The sequence below is a fragment of the Mycobacterium simulans genome (assembly GCF_900232995.1).
GTDB lineage: Bacteria > Actinomycetota > Actinomycetes > Mycobacteriales > Mycobacteriaceae > Mycobacterium > Mycobacterium simulans.
On sequence record NZ_OCVX01000007.1, the window covers coordinates 18077 to 35928 of the forward strand.

The 17852-nt window shown below is 64.5% G+C and carries 13 protein-coding genes; 11 read left to right on the top strand and 2 right to left on the bottom strand.

Annotation, left to right across the window (positions count from 1 at the left end; genetic code table 11):
• Positions 1-10 precede the first annotated feature (10 nt).
• Positions 11-2161, bottom strand: a complete 2151-nt coding sequence (gene malQ / locus MSIMFI_RS22230) for a 4-alpha-glucanotransferase (RefSeq protein WP_191499200.1) — start codon at positions 2159-2161, stop codon at positions 11-13.
• 335 nt (positions 2162-2496) lie between these two features.
• On the opposite strand from malQ, the gene eccB reads away from it, so the two are divergent.
• Together eccB and eccCa are read left to right on the top strand one after the other, a co-directional pair.
• Entirely contained in the window at positions 2497-4017 is a 1521-nt protein-coding gene (gene eccB, locus MSIMFI_RS22235) for a type VII secretion protein EccB (RefSeq protein WP_186243217.1), read from the top strand.
• Entirely contained in the window at positions 4014-8177 is a 4164-nt protein-coding gene (gene eccCa / locus MSIMFI_RS22240) for a type VII secretion protein EccCa (protein ID WP_191499201.1), read from the top strand. The genes eccB and eccCa overlap by 4 nt, the downstream gene beginning before the upstream one ends.
• Positions 8178-8207: 30 nt before the next feature.
• Here eccCa and MSIMFI_RS22245 read toward each other — a convergent pair whose 3' ends face one another.
• Complete coding sequence (locus MSIMFI_RS22245) at positions 8208-9386, bottom strand: cytochrome P450 (protein ID WP_191499202.1); 1179 nt, start codon at positions 9384-9386, stop codon at positions 8208-8210.
• Between the two features lie 198 nt (positions 9387-9584).
• Between MSIMFI_RS22245 and MSIMFI_RS22250 the strand changes: the two genes are divergently transcribed.
• From MSIMFI_RS22250 to MSIMFI_RS22290, 9 genes are all read left to right on the top strand, one after another.
• Positions 9585-9779, top strand: a complete 195-nt coding sequence (locus MSIMFI_RS22250) for a ferredoxin (RefSeq protein ID WP_191499203.1) — start codon at positions 9585-9587, stop codon at positions 9777-9779.
• Between the two features lie 534 nt (positions 9780-10313).
• The gene (locus MSIMFI_RS22255) at positions 10314-11492 is read left to right on the top strand and encodes a PPE family protein (RefSeq protein ID WP_191499204.1); all 1179 of its coding nucleotides are present in this window, start codon (positions 10314-10316) and stop codon (positions 11490-11492) included.
• A gap of 185 nt (positions 11493-11677) precedes the next feature.
• Positions 11678-11977 carry a PE family protein gene (locus tag MSIMFI_RS22260; RefSeq protein WP_186243221.1) on the top strand — a complete coding sequence of 100 codons (300 nt, stop codon included), beginning with the start codon at positions 11678-11680 and terminating at the stop codon, positions 11975-11977.
• A gap of 26 nt (positions 11978-12003) precedes the next feature.
• Positions 12004-13218, top strand: coding sequence for a PPE family protein (locus MSIMFI_RS22265; RefSeq protein WP_191499205.1), 1215 nt, complete (start codon positions 12004-12006; stop codon positions 13216-13218).
• A gap of 555 nt (positions 13219-13773) precedes the next feature.
• The gene (locus tag MSIMFI_RS22270) at positions 13774-15012 is read left to right on the top strand and encodes a PPE family protein (RefSeq protein ID WP_191499206.1); all 1239 of its coding nucleotides are present in this window, start codon (positions 13774-13776) and stop codon (positions 15010-15012) included.
• 39 nt (positions 15013-15051) lie between these two features.
• Positions 15052-16275, top strand: a complete 1224-nt coding sequence (locus MSIMFI_RS22275; RefSeq protein WP_191499207.1) for a PPE family protein — start codon at positions 15052-15054, stop codon at positions 16273-16275.
• A 327-nt stretch (positions 16276-16602) separates the two neighbouring features.
• Positions 16603-16902 carry a PE family protein gene (locus tag MSIMFI_RS22280; protein ID WP_085249325.1) on the top strand — a complete coding sequence of 100 codons (300 nt, stop codon included), beginning with the start codon at positions 16603-16605 and terminating at the stop codon, positions 16900-16902.
• 224 nt (positions 16903-17126) lie between these two features.
• Positions 17127-17423, top strand: coding sequence for a WXG100 family type VII secretion target (locus MSIMFI_RS22285; protein WP_186243225.1), 297 nt, complete (start codon positions 17127-17129; stop codon positions 17421-17423).
• Between the two features lie 50 nt (positions 17424-17473).
• Positions 17474-17758, top strand: a complete 285-nt coding sequence (locus tag MSIMFI_RS22290) for a WXG100 family type VII secretion target (RefSeq protein WP_085249327.1) — start codon at positions 17474-17476, stop codon at positions 17756-17758.
• The last annotated feature ends 94 nt before the right edge of the window (positions 17759-17852 follow it).

Sequence of the window (17852 nt, forward strand, 5' to 3'; positions counted from 1 at the left end):
CAGGTGGGCCTCAGGTGCCGGCAGGGCTCGTCTGAGCGCGCACCGCCTCCGCCAGACTGGCCGCCCTGCGGTCGGTGAAGATGTCCTCAAGCAGCATCTGCCGGCCGTTGGGTCCGGTCAGGGGGACCCGCCAGTTCGGGTACTCGTCGGTGGTGCCGGGTTGGTTCTGTGTCCGACGGTCACCGACCGCATCGGTCAGCGCGACCCCCAACATCCGCGACGGAGTTCGGCCCAGGTAACGGTAAAGCGCCAGAATCGTTTGTTCCGGGTCCCCGATTTCTGGGTCGGTGTCTTCAAGTAATCCGACTCGGCGCAACTCGGCCAGCCAAGCCTGCCGTTCGGCCCGAGCGGACTCGAGTTCGGCCTCGACCGGGCGGGTGAGCAATCCCAGTGACTCCCGTAGCCGCACATGATCGCCGGCCAGGTAGCCCGCGGTCGGCGGCAAGTCATGGGTGGTAACCGAGGACAAGCAGTACTCCCGCCAACGCTCTGCCGGCAGCGGGCCGCCATTTCCCTCGCGATCCTGCTCAAACCAGAGAATCGAGGTGCCCAGCAGGCCACGCAACAACAGGTAGTCGCGCACCCAGGGTTCGACGGTGCCGAGATCTTCGCCGACGATGAGCGCACCGGCCCGATGGGCTTCCAGTGCGACGATGCCGATCATCGCTTCATGGTCGTAGCGCACGTACGTGCCCTCGGTGGGCGGCGCGCCCTCGGGAATCCACCACAGTCGGAACAAGCCGATGATGTGGTCGATGCGCACGCCGCCGGCGTGCCTCAGCATCGCCTGGATCAGTGCGCGAAACGGTCGATACTCCTGCTCTTCCAGCCGGTCCGGTCGCCACGGTGGCTGTGACCAGTCCTGACCGAGTTGATTGAACTCATCGGGCGGCGCGCCCGCGGTCACGCCCAGCCCCAGCACGTCTTGTAGTGCCCAGGCATCGGCTCCGTCGGGGTGCACGCCAACCGCGAGATCATGCATGATGCCCAACGACATTCCGGCCCGTTTGGCCTGTGATTGGGCCGCCGCGAGCTGCTCGTCGAGCTGCCATTGCAGCCAGCGATGGAAATCGACCGCTTCCTTATTCTTATGGACGAACTTCGCGACACCCGAGGCGTCCGGATGTTGCAGCGACTTCGGCCAGCGATGCCAGTCACCGCCGTACTTCTCGGCCAGCGCACACCAGGTGGCGAAATCATCCAGGGCGCGGCCCTCCCGGGCACGAAAGGCGGCGTAGGCCAATTCGCGTGCCGCCGACCGTGGCACCCGGTGGATGAGTTGGAGGGCCGCCCGCTTGGCCGCCCACGCTGCGTCACGGTCGATGGCGTCGAGCTGGTCGGCCAGGCGCTGCACGTCCCCTCGTAACCGCCGCAGCCGGCCCCGCTTGGGCAGGTCGACGGCTTCTGGAATGGCCTCGACCCGTAGGTAGATGGGGTTGACGAAGCGCCGCGATGTCGGCAGATAGGGCGACGGCTCCATCGGCGCCGTGAGTGTCGCCGCATGCAGGGGATTGACCAGCACATAGTCAGCGCCGTGCCGAGAAGCCGACCACAGCGCCAGATCGGCGAGGTCGGTGAGATCGCCGATGCCCCACGACTGCCGCGACCGCACGCTGTACAGCTGGATGGCCAGGCCCCAGGCGCGGCGGGTTGCGAGCTTTTCCGGCAGCCCGAGCCAGTCCGGCGTCACGATGAGTGCGGTGCTGGTCTGGTAGTCACCGGAACGCAGATGCGCGCGGTGATAGCCGAGCGGCAGGTCAGCGGGCAATACGAAGCTCGCCTCGCCGACCCAGCGCCCGTCAAGACCAAATGGCGGAGTGAAGTTGTCCACCTGCACCACCCCGTCCCGTATGGTGCCGTCCTCCAGGCGCAACCACACTTCGGCGGGAGCGCCATGGGTTACATGCGCCCAGAACCGCGTCTGGGCGCCGGCGCGCGCAACAATGACCGGCGGCAACGGGCGCGCCCAATAGGACCGCAGATGTGCAGTCAGGGCGGCGTTGCGCTGCTGTTCGGTCTCAGCAGAAACGTCTAGGGCAGCCAGAACGGCCACCAGCGTGGTCTCGGAAACGACCACATGGCGACCCATCCAGTCCTCATACCCGGTGGCGATGCCGAAGCGCCTGGCAAGTTCGACCAGAGAGGGCGCGAGCTCAGTCATGTCGCCAATCTTGCGTCTGGCACCCGCACCTGGTGAGGGCGGGGCAATTTGCCCGTCTGGGGCCACCGCGCGGCCAATAGAGTCGTATCATTACGTCCCAGGTCAGCGCGATGGACCGGGGAGTGGATGTCTCGACAGGCCGACTTGGTCATTCGCCGCTACCATGCCTTTGAAGACACGGTGAAATCTTGGGGGATTCCAGCGCGGTCGGCGCCAGCGTGGCGAGGCCTGTTCGGGTGCCCTACGGTTATCGAAGTGACTAGCGCTTGCCAACCATGCAGGCCGAATAAGCAGGTCAATATCCAGGCGTTTTGACAGACCGGATGGTGAATTAGGTGGCTGAAGAAAGCCGGGGACAGCGAGGTTCGGGCTACGGGCTCGGGTTGTCTACGCGGACCCAGGTAACGGGTTATCAGTTCCTGGCGCGCCGAACCGCCATGGCGTTGACCCGCTGGCGTGTTCGGATGGAGATCGAACCGGGCCGGCGTCAGACACTGGCGGTGGTTGCGTCGATATCGGCGGCGCTGGTGATCTGTCTGGGCGCGCTGCTGTGGTCGTTTATCAGCCCATCGGGCCAAATAAACGACTCACCGATCATCGCCGACCGTGACTCCGGCGCGCTTTACGTCCGGGTGGGGGACAGGTTGTACCCGGCGCTGAATCTGGCATCGGCGCGACTGATCACTGGGCGACCAAACAACCCGCACCTCGTTCGGTCCAGCCAGATCGCCAGCCTGCCGCACGGGCCGCTGGTCGGAATTCCGGGCGCGCCGTCGGAATTCGCGCCAAAGAATCCGCCCGCGTCGTCGTGGCTGGTATGTGACACCGTGGCCACGTCGACCGGTGTCGGCTCTCCCGGGGGCGTCACGGTGACGGTCATCGACGGCACCCCCGACCTGACCGGCCACCGGCGGATCCTGAGCGGATCGGACGCCGTGGTGCTGAACTATGGCGGCAGCACGTGGGTCATCCGGGAAGGACGCCGGTCGAAAATCGACGCAACGGACCGGTCGGTGTTGTTGCCGTTGGGGTTGACACCGGAGCAAGTCAGTCAGGCGAAGCCCATGAGCCATGCGCTATACGACGCCCTGCCGGTGGGACCCGAGTTGTTGGTGCCAGAAGTGCCTAACGCGGGTGCACCGGCAACCTTTCCGGGCGCTCCCGGCCCCGTCGGGACCATAATCGTTACACCGCAAATCAGTGGGCCACAACAGTATTCGCTGGTTCTGGTCGATGGAGTGCAAACGCTTCCGCCGCTGGTGGCCCAGATCCTGCAGAACGCGGGCCGCCCGGGCAACACCAAACCCGTCACCGTTGAGCCCTCAGCGCTGGCGAAGATGCCGGTGGTCAACAGGCTGGATCTGTCGGCCTACCCGGACAATCCGTTGAACGTGCTCGATATCCGGGAGAATCCGTCCACCTGCTGGTGGTGGGAAAGAACCGCCGGTGAAAACCGGGCCCGCGTCGAGGTGGTGTCCGGGCCGACCATTCCGGTCGCGCCGAATGAGATGAAAAGAGTGGTGGAGCTGGTAAAGGCCGACATGTCTGGCCGAGAAGCAGACCAGGTTTATTTCGGGCCCAACTACGCGAACTTCGTAGCCGTCACCGGCAATAACCCGGCCGCCCAGACGGCGGAATCGCTGTGGTGGCTCACCAACGCCGGCGCCCGGTTCGGAGTGGAAGACAGTAAGGAAGCACGCGAGGCGTTGGGTTTGACGTTGCAGCCAAGTCTGGCGCCGTGGGTGGCGCTGCGGCTGTTGCCACAGGGGCCGACGCTGTCACGAGCGGATGCGCTGGTCGAGCACGACACCCTACCGATGGACATGACCCCTGCAGAGTTGGTGGTACCAAAGTGAAACGTGGTTTTGCGCGCCCAACACCGGAAAAGGCTCCGGTAATCAAGCCCGAAAACATCGTCCTACCAACACCGTTGAGCATCCCCCCGCCGGAGGGGAAGCCGTGGTGGATTGTCGTAGTTGGCGTCGTCGTGATCGGTCTGCTGGGCGGCATGGTGGCCATGACCTTCGCGAGCGGTTCACACGTGTTCGGGGGCGTGGGCTCGATCTTCCCGATCTTCATGATCGGCGGGATGATGATGATGATGTTCGGCGGCCGGTTCGGCGGTCAGCAGCAGATGAGCCGGCCGAAATTGGACGCCATGCGCGCCCAGTTCATGCTGATGCTGGACATGCTGCGCGAGACGGCTCAGGAGTCCGCCGACAGCATGGACGCCAATTACCGGTGGTTCCACCCGGCGCCCACCTCGCTGGCGGCAGCAGTGGGATCGTCGCGGATGTGGGAGCGCAAGCCCGACGGCAAGGACCTCAACTTCGGAGTGGTCCGGGTCGGCGTTGGAATGACGCGCCCCGAGGTGACCTGGGGTGAACCCCAAAACATGCCCACCGATATCGAGCTGGAGCCGGTAACGGGCAAAGCCCTGCAGGAATTTGGGCGCTATCAAAGCGTCGTCTACAACCTGCCCAAGATGGTTTCCCTGCTGGTTGAGCCCTGGTACGCGCTGGACGGAACGCGCGAGCAGGTACTGGGATTGATGCGGGCAATCATCTGCCAGCTGACGTTCTCCCACGGGCCTGACCATGTCCAGATGATCGTTGTCAGTTCCGATCTGCAGGAATGGGACTGGGTGAAATGGCTTCCGCACTTCGGCGATTCGCGGCGCCATGATGCGGCGGGGAATGCGCGGATGGTCTACAGCTCGGTGCGCGAGTTCGCGGCTGAGCAAGCCGAGTTATTCGCCGGCCGTGGGTCTTTCACGCCGCGGCACGCTAGTTCTTCGGCGCAGACCCCGACACCCCACACCGTGATCATCGCGGACGTCGAGGACCCCCAATGGGAGTACGTGATCAGCGCGGAGGGCGTCGACGGGGTGACGTTCTTCGACCTGACCGGTTCTTCGATGTGGACAGATGTCCCTGAGCGGAGATTGCAGTTCGACGAGGTTGGCGTGATCGAAGCCTTGCCCCGCGACCGCGACACCTGGATGGTGATCGACGACAAGGCTTGGTTCTTCGCCCTCGCCGACCGACTCAGCATCGCCGAGGCGGAGGAGTTTGCCCAGAAGCTGGCGCAGTGGCGGCTCGCCGAGGCTTACGAAGAGATCGGCCAGCGGGTCGCCCACATTGGCGCCCGAGACATTTTGGCCTACTACGGGATTGACGATCCCGCGGACATCGACTTCGACGCGTTGTGGGGCAGCCGCACCGACACCATGGGCCGGTCCCGGTTGCGGGCACCCTTCGGCAATCGATCCGATAACGGCGAGCTGCTGTTCTTGGACATGAAGTCGCTTGATGAAGGCGGCGACGGCCCTCACGGGGTCATGTCGGGAACCACCGGTTCCGGCAAGTCGACACTCGTGCGGACCGTGATCGAATCGCTGATGCTGAGCCACCCGCCCGAAGAGTTGCAGTTCGTTCTGGCTGACCTCAAGGGTGGTTCGGCGGTGAAGCCGTTCGCCGGGGTGCCGCACGTGTCGCGCATCATCACCGACCTTGAAGAAGACCAGGCGCTCATGGAGCGCTTCCTGGACGCGCTGTGGGGCGAGATCGCGCGCCGCAAGGCGATCTGCGACAGCGCGGGCGTCGACGACGCCAAGGAGTACAACTCGGTGCGGGCCAGGATGCGGGCACGCGGCCAGGACATGGCGCCGCTGCCGATGCTGGTGGTGGTCATCGATGAGTTCTACGAATGGTTCCGGATCATGCCGACGGCCGTCGATGTCCTCGACTCGATCGGCAGGCAGGGCCGTGCCTATTGGATCCACCTGATGATGGCCTCCCAGACCATTGAGAGCCGAGCCGAAAAGCTCATGGAGAACATGGGTTACCGTCTGGTGCTGAAGGCGCGCACCGCCGGCGCGGCGCAGGCGGCCGGCGTCCCCAATGCGGTGAACCTGCCGGCTCAGGCCGGTCTGGGCTACTTCCGGAAGAGTCTTGAGGACATCATCCGGTTCCAGGCCGAGTTCCTGTGGCGGGACTACTTCCCCGCCCCCCCAATTGACGGCGAGGGACAGCCCGTATTCGTGCACAGCATCGATTACGTGCGCCCGCAACTGTTTACCAACGATTTCACCCCGCTCGAGGTGAGTGTGGGTGGCCCCGAGGTCGAACCGGTGGCCTCGTTCACGAATGGCGAGGTTCTCGATGTGGACGAGGACCTAGACGAGGAAGAGGAAGCGATCAGGACACCGAAGGTCGGGACGGTGATCATCGATCAGCTGCGCAAGATCAAGTTCGAGCCGTACCGGCTCTGGCAACCCCCCCTCACCCAGCCCGTCGCCATCGACGAATTAGTGAACCGGTTCCTCGGACGCCAGTGGCAAAAGGACTACGGCACGGCCAGGGATCTGGTGTTCCCGATCGGGATCATCGACCGTCCGTTCAAGCATGACCAGCCGCCGTGGACGGTCGACACCTCCGGGCCTGGTGCCAACGTTCTGATTCTGGGCGCCGGCGGTTCGGGCAAGACGACGGCGCTGCAGACATTGATCTGTTCGGCTGCCTTGACCCACACTCCAGAGCAGGTCCAGTTCTACTGCTTGGCATACAGCAGCACCGCATTGACCACGGTGGCCCAATTGCCCCACGTGGGCGAGGTGGCAGGTCCCACGGATCCGTACGGTGTCCGCCGGACGGTAGCCGAGCTGTTGGCGCTGGTGCGCGAGCGCAAGCGCAGCTTCCTCGAATACGGCATCGCGTCGATGGAGATGTTCCGCCGCCGCAAGTTCGGCGGGGAGGCCGGGCCGGTGCCCAACGACGGGTTCGGCGACGTCTACCTGGTGATCGACAACTACCGGGCGCTGGCCGAGGAAAACGAGGTGTTGATCGAGCAGGTCAACGTGATCATCAACCAGGGCCCCTCGTTCGGCGTCCACGTGGTGGTCACCGCCGATCGTGAATCCGAGCTGCGGCCACCGGTGCGTAGCGGCTTCGGTTCGCGTGTCGAGCTGCGCCTGGCTGCAGTCGAGGACGCCAAGCTGGTTCGTTCCAGGTTCGCCAAGGACGTTCCGGTCAAGCCGGGCCGCGGCATGGTTGCGGTTAACTACGTCCGGCTCGACAGCGACCCGCAGGCTGGTTTGCACACCCTCGTCGCCCGCCCGGCGCTGGCCAGCACGGCCGACAATGTCTTCGAATGCGACAGCGTGGTTGCCGCGGTCAGCCGGCTCACGAGCGCACAGGCACCGCCGGTGCGTCGGCTGCCGGCCAGGTTCGGCGTGGAGCAAGTGCGCGAACTGGCCGCGCGCGACACCCGTCAAAATGTTGGCGCGGGCGGAATCGCCTGGGCGATATCGGAATTGGATTTGCAGCCGGTTTACCTCAACTTCGCCGAGAACTCGCACTTGATGGTGACGGGCCGACGCGAGTGTGGGCGTACCACGACGCTGGCCACCATCATGTCCGAAATCGGACGGTTGTATGCGCCGGGCGCCACCAGCGCACCGCAGCCTCCGCCGGGGCGGCCCTCTGCACAGGTATGGCTGGTCGATCCGCGTCGGCAGCTGCTGACCGCCCTGGGTTCGGACTATGTCGAGAAGTTCGCCTACAACCTCGACGGCGTCGTTGCGATGATGGGTGAGCTATCCGCTGCCTTGGCCGGCCGTGAGCCACCGCCGGGTCTGTCCGCCGAAGAGCTGTTGTCGCGGTCGTGGTGGAGCGGTCCGGAGATCTTCCTGATCGTCGACGACATCCAGCAGCTGCCACCCGGCTTTGATTCGCCGCTGCACAAGGCAGTTCCGTTTGTGAACAGAGCCGCCGATGTGGGCTTGCATGTGATCGTCACCCGTACCTTCGGTGGCTGGTCATCAGCCGGCAGCGACCCGATGCTGCGGGCGCTGCATCAGGCCAATGCGCCGTTGCTGGTGATGGACGCCGATCCCGATGAGGGCTTCATCCGCGGCAAGATGAAGGGCGGTCCGCTGCCCCGCGGTCGTGGTCTGCTGATGGCAGAGGACACCGGTGTGTTCGTACAGGTGGCAGCAACCGAGGTGCGCCGGTAATCCGCCACCGGCAAGGGCGCGGCGCCGGGCTCAGCTCCAGCGCAGGGGCAACGCCTTGAGCGCGAACGACTTTGACGGGAAACGGATCTCGGGTGTGTACCCCGGAGCCAGTTCGAACTCGGGGATTCGCTTCAGCCATTCGCCGACAACGAGGGTGAGCTCTAAGCGCGCCAGGTGAGAACCCAGGCATCGGTGCGGTCCGCCGCCAAACCCCCAGTGGCGGTGCACCTTTCCGTCCATCACCAAGTCATCGGTGGATACCTCGTCGGTGCCGTCGCGGTTTATCGCGGCCATGCATAATCGCACGGGTGACCCTGCGGGCAGGGTCATGCCACCGACGTTGACAATCTGCGTGGTAATCCGGGGGGCCACCGGCGCCGACGGCTCGAGGCGCACGATCTCTTCGATGAAAACCCTGATCTGCTTGGGATCGTCTCGAAGCATGGTGCGAAGCTGCGGTCGGCGCGCAAGTTCAAGCAAACAGAAACCCACCGCGGCGGTCACCGTGTCTAGCCCTGCGAGTATCAAGAGGTGACTCAGGCCCAACACTTCGATCTCGCTCAGCGGGTCCTCGCCGATGAGCACTTGCGACAAGACGTCCGGACCCGGGTTTTGTTTGCGTTCGGTGATCGCTTGTCCGAGGTATTCGAAGAGCTGGCGCGATGCCGCGATGTCGGCATCGGTCGGATAGGGCTTGTCCGATGTGGCGATGACAGCGTCTTTCCAGCCAATCAGGCGGTCGCGATCCTCCAGCGGCAGCCCGTAGAGAACCAGAAAGAGCTGAAACGGGAACAGATTCGCGAGGTCTGCCATGGCCTCACACTCACCACGGGTGGCGATGGCGTCGATCAGGGCGACCGTATGTTCCAGCAGCACCGGTCGGACTTTGGCCAACGCCGCCGGGCTGAAGTACGGTTGCAGGATCCTGCGGTAGCGAGTGTGCTCCGGCGGGTCGAACGCCAGCGGCACCACGGGCAACGGATTCCCCGGCGGTTGGAGCGCTTCCTTCGAAGAGAAAACCTTCGTATTGCGCAGCGCCGAAAGCACATCCTCACGGCGGGTCAGGTAGTACCAGCCGTTCATGAACACCACCGGCCCGGCATCGCGGAGGATCTTCCACCCGAGACCTCTGTCGGCGGTCATCGGTAATGTCGAATACTCAAGGCGCGGCAGGTAAAACGAGCCTTGGCCGGCGTCGGGAGTGCTCATGGTCTTTCGCTTGTCCGTCCTCTTGGTTGGCGGTAGCCGACGCAGCCAAGGCTGATGGCACAGCCAATATTGCACGTACAGCAGGACAGCCACCACTCGGCGGTTAGGCACATCCACCACCAGGTGTGCTGCCGTGCCGACCGGCTAATCTACGTCTGACCGATCCGGCGCGGGCCCGGAGCGGTCAGGAGGAAACCCGTGAAGGTTCGTCTGGAACAGTCGAGATGCGTAGGACACGCCCAGTGCTACGCGGTGGATCCCGATCTGTTCCCGATCGACGATTCGGGCTACTCGATCCTTCAGGAGCGAGAGGTCCGGCCCCAGGACGAGCAGTTGACTAGAGACGGCGTGGCGGCCTGCCCTGAAATGGCACTTATTCTCGAAGTCGACTGATGCGATCGTGGTCCCGGCTGCGCTGAGCGCAACTCATCGAAAGCTCATAACTTATTTGCAATCGACCAGAGCGCGGTTCCGACCTCCACCGAGTGACGGTGTCACGTTTCCCCTGGTGGCGCAATCCAATATGAATCTTCAAGCAATGCTTAATTAACAGCAGCTGAACACTGGTTTGTAGGGAATGAATAGTTGGCGTCCGCGGCTCAGGATGTCGGTTTGGCAATCTAATGTGTTTGATATGCAACGGTTCCGCAACGAAGCAACTGTTGATTGCCGATGTTAAACTGCGCGATTTTTCTGGCTAAGACCGCGTTTCGGTGGTGACCGGATATCGGGGAGGTCGCGTAGTTGACCCCGATTTTGGCTCAACGATGAATGCCTGAACCTATCGGCCGGTCCGTCGACAACGGACCACTGACTTAAAAACGTTCGCAGCGATGGACGAGTTCGCGCCCACGGCGCCGACCGCAGACGATACCAACGCTACCCAAGGTCGCTAAGGCGATCGCGGTCGGCTGAGGAGGAGTGGTTTTGGACTTCGGGGTATTACCGCCGGAGATCAACTCGGGCCGCATGTACGCAGGCCCGGGATCGGGATCTATGCTCGCCGCCGCGGCAGCCTGGGATGAGCTGGCTGCCGAATTGGCTTGGGCAGCGGCCGGATACGACTCGGTGGTTTCTGAGCTCAGCAGCTCGCCGTGGGTCGGTGCGGCATCAATGGCGATGGTGGGAGCGGCCACAACGTACGTCGCGTGGCTTAGCGGTGCCGCGGCGCAGGCCGAAGACGCGGCCTTGCAGGCACGGGCTGCCGCAGCGGCCTATGAGGCGGCGTTTGTGATGACGGTGCCCCCGCCGGTCGTCACAGCCAACCGGGTGCTGTTGATGACGCTGATCGCAACGAACTTCTTCGGCCAGAACACACCGGCGATCGCGGCCGCCGAGGCGCAGTATGCCGAGATGTGGGCCCAGGATGCCACCGCCATGTACGGCTACGCGGCCTCCTCGGCAACCGCATCACAGTTGACTCCGTTCACCGAGCCCGCGAACACCACCGATCCCGCCGGGGTTGCCGCACAGTCGATGGCCGTCGCCGAAGCGGCCGCCACTCCGTCAGCGACTTCCGCGCCGGCGTTATCGTCGGCGGATTCGCTGATCACCTCTGCCGCGATACCGGACCTGCTGCAGCAGCTTTCGTCGTCCGCGTTGGCGAGTTGGCCCAATCCTAACGACTGGTGGATTGTGCAGCTCCTGGGTTCGCTTAACCCCGCTAACCGAACTGCGGCAGTCCGTTTAGCGGGTCTTTCGTATTTCGCGATGGGCATGTCGCAGTTTTTTGCATCGATCGGGCAACAGTTGACGTTCGGTCCCGGGGGCACGACGGCCGGTTCGGGCGGCGCCTGGTACCCGACGCCCCAATTCGCCGGCCTCGGGCTCGGTGGTGGGCATGCTTCGGCGACCTTGGCTTCGGCCAACAAGGTCGGAGCGTTGTCGGTCCCACAGAGCTGGGTCAATTCGACTGCCGCGGCCGAACGTGCCGCCGCGGCGACGATGAGCAGCAACATAGTCAGTCAGTCTTCGCCAAATGGAACCGGGGGTCTGCTCCGGGGAATGCCGCTGGGGTCCGGCATTGGCCGCCGTAGCGCCGGCGGCTTCAGCAACCGATATGGGTTCCGCTACAGCGTTCTGACCCGCACGCCGTCAGCCGGATAACGCCATGAACGCAGTGACAGGCCGAGGAGAGACAGAAGAGAAAGTGGCTGGCGGATGAACAATAGTTGTCCGGGAATGAATAGTTGGCAGCGGTGGAGCGCTGCTAAATCCAATCCAATTAGCGTCATTAGTAATCAAGTTCCCGACGGTCTTTTTGGCCCGAAGGTTATTGAGGAGGAGATCGCATGTCGTTTGTGACCACACAGCCAGAAGCGCTGGCCGCGGCGGCCGGCACGTTGCAGGGGATCGGCTCGGCGCTGAGTTCCCAGAATGCGGCTGCGGCGGCCCCGACGACGGGCGTCGTTCCGGCGGCGGCCGATGAGGTATCGGCGCTGACGGCGGCTCAGTTCGCCGCACATGCGCAGATGTATCAGGCCGTCAGCGCTCAGGCTCAGGCAATTCACGAGATGTTTGTCAACACCTTGGGCATCAGCTCCGGGTCGTATGCGGCCACTGAGGCCGCCAATGCCGCCGCCGCCGGCTAAAAGGCGTTCTAAAAGGGGTTACTGCCATGGATTTTGGAGCGCTACCGCCAGAGATTAATTCCGGGCGAATGTATTCGGGCCCGGGGTCGGCGCCGATGGTCGCGGCCGCGGCGGCCTGGAATGGGCTGGCTACAGAGCTGGGTTCGGCGGCCCTCGGTTATGACAAAGTGATCGTTCAGCTCAGCAGCGAAGAGTGGATGGGTCCAGCCTCGGCGGCGATGGCCGAGGCGGTCATGCCCTATGTGGCGTGGATGAGCGCGGCTGCGGCACAAGCCGAACAGGCGGCCACTCAGGCCAGGGCGGCCGCGGCGGCCTACGAGGCGGCGTTTGCTGCGATGGTGCCTCCGCCGCTGATTGCGGCCAACCGAGCCCAGTTGGCGCAATTGATCGCCACCAATGTTTTTGGTCAAAACACGTCGGCGATTGCGGCAACGGAGGCCCAGTACGGTGAGATGTGGGCCCAAGACGCGGCAGCGATGTACAGCTACGCCGGTACCTCTGCCTCCGCCGCGTCGGTCACGCCGTTTGCCGCGCCACCGCAGATTGCCAACCCGGCCGCTCAGGGCACTCAGGGTGCCGCGGTCGCTGCGGCAACTGGCACCGCGGCCGGCTCGGCACAAGAGTCGCTGAATCACGTGCTGTCCGCGCTGCCGTCGGCGCTGGGAAGCCTGGCGTCGCCTCTCACTAGTGCGGCCCCGGCCGCTGCGGCCGACCCCTTGTCGTGGCTGTGGCAAATTCTGTTCGGGTCGTCCACATTCCCAACCTCGATTTCGGGGCTGCTCAACGCACTTCAGCCCTACGCAAGCTTCTTCTACAACACCGAGGGTCTGCCTTACTTCAGCATCGGTATGGGCAACAACTTTGTTCAGTCGGCCAAGACGCTGGGGTTGATCGGGGCGGCGCCGGCGGCTGCGGCCGGGGCGGCCGGCAATGCCGCCAAGGGCCTACCCGGGCTCGGCGGGCTACTCGGCGGCGGGGGTCCGGTATCTGCGGGCCTGGGCAACGCACCTTCGATCGGGAAGCTGTCGGTACCGCCGGTCTGGAGCGGACCGCTGCCCGGGGCGATGAACCCGGGTGCCGCTCCACTGCCGGTGAGCACCATCAGCGCCGCCCCCGAAGCCGGGGCCGGCAACCTGCTGGGCGGCATGCCGCTGGCGGGTGCGGGGGGCGGCGCGGCCGGCGCGGGCCCGCGGGACGGGGTCCGCCCCACCGTTATGGCCCGACCACCGTTCGCCGGATAACGCACGATCGCACTGACCCGCAACGACGGAACCGGGCCGCCAAGATTCGGCGCCCGGCTTTGTCGTCACGCGTGCTGCGCAATAAACACCGAATGCCGATGAATTTGATTGCCTTATGATTTTTATTCGTCGGACATAGTTTCTATAGACAACGCATAACCACCGCGCGGCCGGTGGCGTGCTCGCGGTGCAGTCTTCCCAGGCCGCGTTCGTGGGTGTATTTGTGCAAGTCGGAGATGGGAATTGGGCGTCCGCCGCCCGGTCACGCATCGCATCTGGTCCGTGTGCGGCACGCCCGTGAGTCGGTAGTTCATCACCGGTCGACGTCGACGCACCGAAAGGCAGCACGCGGCTGTTCGATCTAGCCTCCCAGAGAAGCGACCTGCTAATGATCGCTGAAACTCAAACCGGGAGTGCGAGATGCCGTTCGTACTGACGTCGCTGGCGACGCCTGCGGGCAACTTGCCGAACCCGACGGGGATGGTTCACTGCGTTGCCGCAGTTGCCAGCCCGGTCGCCGCCGGCTGAGCATCCGGCGGTCTACCGACAATGCTGATGGATTATGGGGCACTGCCCCCAGAGGTGAACTCTGGTCGGATGTATTGCGGTCCGGGTGCCGCGTCGATGCTGGCCGCGGCGGCGGCCTGGGACGAGCTGGCTTCGGATTTGGCCGTTGCAGCAGCCGGCTACGGGTTAGTGCTGGCGGAGCTGACACGTTCGGGCTGGGTCGGTCCGGCGTCAGTGGCGATGACAACCGCGATCAGACCATTTGTGACCTGGCTCGGCGACACAGCTGCCAAGGCGGAGCGCGCAGCTAGTCAGGCTTGGGCAGCGGCGGCGGCCTACGAGACCGCGTTTGCGCTGACCGTGCCCCCGCCAGTGATCGCAGCCAACCGGGCGTGGTTGACGTCGTTGATCGCGACCAACTTCTTTGGCCAGAACACTCCGGCGATCGCGGTCGCCGAGGCCGTGTACGCCGAGATGTGGGCCCAGGACGCCGCCGCCATGTACGCCTATGCGACCTCGTCGGCAACCGCGTCGCAGTTGACTCCCTTCAGTGCGCCGGCGATGACCACCAACCCGGCCGGATTGGCCGGGCAGGCAGCGGCGGTCGCCGAGGCCGCGGCAACGTCGTCCGGGATCAGCGGGGTGACCGACGCTGGCCTGTTGTCCGGATCCGCACTGCCCCAAGCACTGCTACCGGGCTCGTCGTCAGTTGCTTCGTTGTCCTCTATCTGGACATGGCTGCTGGCCCAGCTCAGCAATATCTCACCCGCTGAACGAACCGCGTTGGTTCGTCTCCTGGTAGGGCTGCCGTACTACACGTTGGGGATCGGGCAGGTGGTTGTCTCGCTGACACAGACGCTGATCCCGGGCAGTCCTGCCACTGGTGGGGGTGATGCCGGGTCGTCGGTTGCTGACTCGTGGGGACCAACTTTCGGAGCGAGCCTGGCCCAAATACCGGGCACCGCGACCGGCAGTTCGGTCGCGCCTGGCATGGCGTATCCGTTGGCGCACCCACTTGATCCCAATCCGGTATCGGGAGCTTTGGGCAACGCAAACTCGGTCGGGGGTTTGTCGACACCGCCGCGTTGGACCAGCAACACGGCGATGCACCCGACGGACACCGAGGCGCCGCTGACCAGCATCGCAGGGCACGGCAAGGGTGGCGCAGTCGACGGCTTGCTTCGGGGCATACCGCTGACAGGGGCCAGCCGGCATGCTGGCGACTCCTATGTGCACCGCTACGGGTTCCGCTACAGCGTCATGGCGCGTCCGCCGTCAGCTGGGTAACGACGATGTGCAGCAAATTCAGTGAAGAGGACTAGCGCGATGGACTTTGGAGCATTGCCGCCAGAGGTCAATTCCGGACGTATGTATGCGGGTCCGGGATCGGCGCACTTGGTGGCCGCGGCGTCGGCGTGGAATGGGCTGGCGGTCGAGCTTGGCTCGGTGGCCACCGGCTATGACACGGTAATCACTGCGCTCAGCAGCGACGAGTGGCTGGGACCGGCATCGGCACTGATGGCCGACGCGGTTGCGCCATTTGTTGCGTGGCTGAACGCGGCGGCGGTTAAGGCCGAGGAAGCGGCTACGCAAGCGAGGGCGGCGGCGGCGGCTTTTGAGGCGGCATTTGCCGCGGTGGTGCCTCCGCCGCTGATCGCGGCCAACCGCGCCCAGCTGGCACGTTTGATCGCGGCGAATGTCTTTGGCCAAAACACCTCGGCTATTGCCGCTACCGAGGCTCAGTACGGCGAGATGTGGGCCCAGGACGCCGCCGCGATGTACGGATACGCCGGCTCCTCGGCTTCCGCGTCGGCAGTCACCCCGTTCACCGCGCCGCCGCAGACCACGAGCCCGGCCGCCTCGGCCCTGCAGGCGGGGGCCGTCAGCGAGGCTGTGGCGACCTCGGCGGGCACGGCCCAGTCAACCCTGTCCCAGCTGATCTCGGGGGGTCCTACGGTGCTCCAAGGCCTTACCTCGCCAATCTCGTCGGCGTTGGTCCACTTCGCTTCGTCGGATTCACCCTGGTCCTGGCTGTGGCAGCTGCTATTCGGGACGAGCACGTTCCCGACGTCGATTTCGGCCCTGTTGACCGACTTGCAGCCCTACGCGAGCTTCCTCTACAACACCGAGGGTCTTCCTTATTTCAGCATCGGTATGGGTAACAACTTCGTGCAGTCGGCCAAGACGTTGGGGTTGCTTCCCGCGGCGGCGGCCCCCGCGGCGGCGGCGGCCGCTGGCGATGCGGCCAAAGGCCTGTCCGGCTTGGGAGGGCTGCTGGGCGGCGGACAGGTCACGGCGGGTTTGGGTGATGCCGCCTCGCTTGGCCGATTGTCGGTTCCGCCATCGTGGGCGGCGGCAACTGGTCCGGGGCTAAGCTCGGGAACTGCGCCGGTGCCGATCAGCACGGTCAACGGCGTCCCCGAGGCCGGGGGATCCGGAAATCTGCTGGGCGGCATGCCCCTGGCCGGTGCTGGATCCGGGATGGGCGGTTCTGGTCCCCGATACGGATTCCGCCCGACCGTCATGCCCCGACCACCGTTTGCCGGATAGCGGTTGCACGCACCTCAGTAGCTAAGGACGGGGCTTAACTGCCGGCGAGATTTTATCGCCGGACACCTCGATAGCCCACAAATGTGTTGCTGAGCCCGCTGTTATGGGCCGAAACCGGCGATCTGTGCACTCGCTCGGCGTGAACTGCTCCGAGAGGGCCACCAACCAGGTCAGACGCTGTTACTGTGTCGTTACAGCAGGTGAATTCGTCGTGCCGCTGGGTGAACAAATGCAAACAGGGGACGTCGAAAGCGACCTGGTGCGGCCTAGTCATCTACTCTCGTGCAGAGAGCGGTTGCTGGGGATGATTCAAGAGAGGAAAACAGCATGTCGTTCGTGACCACACAGCCGGAAGCATTGGCTGCGGCGGCCGGAAACCTGCAGGGTATCGGCTCGGCGATGAATGCCCAAAACGCTGCAGCGGCGGCTCCGACCACCGGGGTAGTGCCAGCGGCCGCCGACGAGGTGTCGGCGCTAACCGCGGCTCAGTTCGCCGCGCACGCGCAGATGTATCAGGCAGTCAGTGCTCAGGCCGCGGCGATTCACGAGATGTTCGTTAACACTCTGGCAACCAGTTCCGGCTCGTACGCGGCCACCGAAGCCGCCAATGCAGCTGCTGCCGGCTGACCGGGCTGACAGTTCACGGCTGGGACGAATTGGCGAGGACCTACGCCGTGGTTTGGCTGCTACGTCCACATCGACGGGATGCAAACCGGCGGCCGCGGAGTGACGGAAGGGGGTCATCCGTAGTTCGGGTCGGCGGTTGTGCCGTGGCATAGCCGAACCCGGCCAGGTCCACAACAACAGATGATCTAGGCAGCAAATAACCAAGTACTAAAGGAGACAATCGAGTGACCACGCGCTTTATGACTGACCCGCACGCGATGCGGGACATGGCGGGCCGTTTTGAGGTGCACGCCCAGACCGTCGAAGACGAGGCCCGCCGGATGTGGGCGTCCTCGCAGAACATTTCCGGCGCTGGCTGGAGCGGTCTTGCCGAGGCAACCTCGTTGGACACCATGGGCCAGATGAACACCGCTTTCCGGAACATCGTCAACATGCTGCACGGCGTGCGCGACGGCCTGATCCGCGATGCTAACAACTACGAGCAGCAAGAGCAGGCATCCCAGCAGATCCTCAGCAGCTAGCGACCAGAGCCACAGCTGCGTACGCTTCCTCACATTAGGAGAACACCAATATGACCATTAATTACCAGTTCGGGGATGTGGACGCCCATGGCGCTCTCATCCGCGCACAGGCCGCAAACCTGGAAGCCGAGCACCAGGCCATCGTTCGCGATGTGCTGGCTGCCGGGGATTTCTGGGGCGGTGCCGGTTCGGTGGCGTGCCAGGAGTTCATCACCCAATTGGGCCGCAACTTCCAGGTGATCTACGAGCAGGCCAACGCTCACGGCCAGAAGGTTCAGACCGCCGGCAGCAACATGGCGCAAACAGACAGCGCCGTCGGCTCCAGCTGGGCCTAATACCGAACTTCAGGCGCGGCAGCACACCACCAGCCGGTGTGCTGCCGTGTCCTGCAGTCAACTGGGACGCGAACGACTGAGGACCTCTGAGGCT

What these genes read in the sequence shown, in the direction of transcription:
- malQ (WP_191499200.1), bottom strand. Translation starts at nt 2,161, where the DNA reads ATGACTGAGCTCGCGCCCTCTCTGGTCGAACTTGCCAGGCGCTTCGGC.
- MSIMFI_RS22290 (WP_085249327.1), top strand. Translation starts at nt 17,474, where the DNA reads ATGACCATTAATTACCAGTTCGGGGATGTGGACGCCCATGGCGCTCTC.
- MSIMFI_RS22265 (WP_191499205.1), top strand. Translation starts at nt 12,004, where the DNA reads ATGGATTTTGGAGCGCTACCGCCAGAGATTAATTCCGGGCGAATGTAT.
- MSIMFI_RS22270 (WP_191499206.1), top strand. Translation starts at nt 13,774, where the DNA reads ATGGATTATGGGGCACTGCCCCCAGAGGTGAACTCTGGTCGGATGTAT.
- MSIMFI_RS22260 (WP_186243221.1), top strand. Translation starts at nt 11,678, where the DNA reads ATGTCGTTTGTGACCACACAGCCAGAAGCGCTGGCCGCGGCGGCCGGC.
- MSIMFI_RS22275 (WP_191499207.1), top strand. Translation starts at nt 15,052, where the DNA reads ATGGACTTTGGAGCATTGCCGCCAGAGGTCAATTCCGGACGTATGTAT.
- MSIMFI_RS22280 (WP_085249325.1), top strand. Translation starts at nt 16,603, where the DNA reads ATGTCGTTCGTGACCACACAGCCGGAAGCATTGGCTGCGGCGGCCGGA.
- MSIMFI_RS22245 (WP_191499202.1), bottom strand. Translation starts at nt 9,386, where the DNA reads ATGAGCACTCCCGACGCCGGCCAAGGCTCGTTTTACCTGCCGCGCCTT.